Genomic DNA, 2946 nt, shown 5'->3' with positions numbered 1-2946 from the left:
AATAATTTAGCTTCTGTGGAAACACATCGGCTACGTCACTGCTAAATTGAACTTTTCGTCCAATTTATCCGCCACTTCGCCAATGCGTTTTCCGTTGTAGCCAATTTGAAAACAGCAATGTAGTTAAAGTGATAAAACAATAAAGCCTAAAATAAGATAGTAGTAATACAATAAATATATGTCTCATAACCATTATCATAACAGTTCTGGGAAGAACCTAAAAGTTGCCTTTTTCCTCAATTTGGGTTTTACCATATTTGAGATAATTGGTGGTTTTTATGTAAATAGTGTTGCCATAATTTCCGATGCTGTCCATGATTTGGGAGATAGTTTGTCATTGGGAACAGCATGGTATTTAGATGAAAAATCAAAAGAAAAAGCAGATAAAAAGTTTTCTTTTGGGTATGCCCGGCTTTCCTTATTAGGTGCATTGATAAATAGTTTGGTTCTTATTGCAGGTTCAATTTATGTGATTTATGAAGCTGTTGGAAGAATTTTAGAGCCACAACATTCAGACTCTGGTGGTATGATGGTTTTTGCAATCATTGGAATAATAGTAAATGGTTATGCAGCATGGAAAATGAGTGAAGGATCATCACTTAACGAAAAAGTGGTTTCATGGCATTTGTTAGAAGATGTTTTAGGTTGGGTAGCTGTATTTATTGTGGCACTAATTCTAAATTTTAAAGATATTCATTATTTGGACCCTGTACTTTCACTTTTAATTACTGTATATATTTTGTGGGGAGTGATAAAACGACTAAAAGAAACCCTATTTATCTTTTTACAAGGAGTTCCCAAGGATATGGACTTATTGAAAGTTGAACAGGAACTTTGTGCAATAAGGAATGTCCAGTCCACACACCATACTCATATTTGGTCACTTGAAGGAGAGAATCACGTTTTCACATCTCATCTAAAGCTAAAAAATATAACTGAACTTCGACAAGTATTGGAAGTAAAAAAAGAAGTGAAAAACAGATTAAAAAAATATCCTTTTCAGCACTTTACTATCGAAATAGAATTGGCAGAAGAAACTTGCGAATTACTTGATTAAATGTTGAATTCACAATAATTAATGACTATGATATTGTTCCTATACTTAATAATATATTTTCTGTTGGTATTTGTGGTTAGGTCAGTTTTGTTGTGGAAGAAGACAGGAATTAATCCATTAACCTTTAACAAAACCGATGATGCTCACGGATTCAACGGTAAAATATTCACGATAATATCCATTCTCGAGTTGTTAATAGTCGGGTTATATGCCTTCAAAAATGAGTGGTACGAATATTTACTCCCTTTTTGGTATTTAGAGAATGAAACTTTGCAAAAAATTGGTTGGGGTTTTCTAATTGTTTCTTTGATTCTTGTTTGGATTGCACAAACCCATATGGCAAATTCTTGGAGAATAGGAATTGATGAAGAAAACAAGGCTAAACTCGTGACGAACGGAATGTTTTCAATTTCAAGAAACCCGATTTTTCTTGGAATAATGGTTGCGAATATCGGTTTGTTTCTGATAATACCAAATGCGTTTACCCTATTGATAATCTCACTATCAACAATAAGTATCAATACTCAAATTCGATTAGAAGAAGAATTTTTAAAGCGAGAATTTGGGAAAGATTACGAAGATTACGCAAACAAAGTAAGAAGATGGATTTAAAAAAAAACTGGCTACAACAACGGCTATAGCATATGCCCTGAGGGACACGTGCCATAGCCAAACCGTTGGCTACCATAATCAGATTGAATTGACATTTGCTATCAAAGATACAAATAAAGAGAGTATAATAAATGATGGAGGTAATAGGATAGCCACTAAGATGGCAGTTGGAAAATAAAACGATTATCAGATTATATATAATTAAACTACAATTATTTAGACAAAATTTTAAAAACCTATGAAATTTCATAAGCCAAAAATATTAGGGATTGTAAATATTACTGAAGATAGTTTTTCTGACGGAGGGCTTTATCTGGATTACGGTAAAGCTTTGGAAAAATCTCTCAAACTGGTTGAAGATGGTGCCAGTATAATTGATTTAGGAGCTGCTTCCAGTAATCCTTCCTCCAAAGAAGTAAAGCCTCAAGAAGAGATTGATCGTTTAAAACCAGTAGCCGATTACTTGCTTACTAAAAATATTCCTGTTTCCATTGATTCCTTTAAATCTACTGTCCAACAATATTTTTTAAATAGAAACGTCCAGTATTTAAACGACATTCAAGGATTTTCCCATCCTGAAATTTATCCCGAAATTGCAAAATCAGATTGTAAACTCATCGTAATGCATTCGGTTCAGCGTTTTGGACCAGCGACGGTTATCGAAACTAAACCCGAAAAAGTATTTAATGAAATAATCGATTTCTTTTCACAACGTATCAAATCGATTCAAAATTCAGGCATTTCATCCGATAGAATTATTTTAGACCCAGGAATGGGATTCTTTTTAGGTTCTAATCCAGAATCTTCAATACATGTTTTAAAAAATATTTCTCAATTGAAAGGATACTTCAATTTACCAATTCTTATTTCAGTTTCCCGAAAATCCTTTTTAGGAGCCATTGTCGGGAGAGAAGTCAATGAACGAACACCTGCTACTTTGGCAACAGAGATTTATTTAAGTTATATGGGTGTAGATTATATCCGGACACATGATGTTAGGGCTTTAAATGATGCATTAAAAGTACTTGAAGTATTGAATACCGGTGTGTAAATATTACTTGACAATTATTATAAAGTTTGATTTATATGAAATTACGGTAGCCAACATTTTGTATAAGTAATGGCAGGGGAAGTGGTAAATATCAAGGTTTGTAGCCCGCTCAAACTGCGTAGCGGTTTGATAGGAAAGTACCACGCAATCTGCCACTACTCATACAATTTACCGTTATGTGTAATTTTAGCCGCAAACGCAGTTAAAACAAAAAGGCTCCGAATTT

Annotated in this window: 3 protein-coding genes; all 3 read left to right on the top strand. The window is 33.5% G+C overall.

Going from position 1 to position 2946, the window contains the following annotated elements:
* Positions 1 to 178: 178 nt before the first annotated feature.
* A complete protein-coding gene (locus IX84_RS30375) occupies positions 179 to 1057 on the top strand; it encodes a cation diffusion facilitator family transporter (RefSeq protein ID WP_044230150.1) in 879 nt (292 codons plus the stop codon).
* Positions 1058 to 1084: 27 nt separating this feature from the next.
* Entirely contained in the window at positions 1085 to 1669 is a 585-nt protein-coding gene (locus tag IX84_RS30370; protein ID WP_052516526.1) for a methyltransferase family protein, read from the top strand.
* Positions 1670 to 1907: 238 nt separating this feature from the next.
* Complete coding sequence (gene folP / locus IX84_RS30365) at positions 1908 to 2720, top strand: dihydropteroate synthase (protein WP_044230153.1); 813 nt, start codon at positions 1908 to 1910, stop codon at positions 2718 to 2720.
* The last annotated feature ends 226 nt before the right edge of the window (positions 2721 to 2946 follow it).

The sequence above is a fragment of the Phaeodactylibacter xiamenensis genome (genome assembly GCF_000759025.1).
Lineage (GTDB): Bacteria > Bacteroidota > Bacteroidia > Chitinophagales > Saprospiraceae > Phaeodactylibacter > Phaeodactylibacter xiamenensis.
This window is presented reverse-complemented; position numbering and strand designations above follow the sequence as displayed.

Excerpts from the sequence above, each read along its gene's own strand:
- IX84_RS30375 (WP_044230150.1), top strand. The coding sequence starts at position 179 with ATGTCTCATAACCATTATCATAACAGTTCTGGGAAGAACCTAAAAGTT.
- IX84_RS30370 (WP_052516526.1), top strand. The coding sequence starts at position 1,085 with ATGATATTGTTCCTATACTTAATAATATATTTTCTGTTGGTATTTGTG.
- folP (WP_044230153.1), top strand. The coding sequence starts at position 1,908 with ATGAAATTTCATAAGCCAAAAATATTAGGGATTGTAAATATTACTGAA.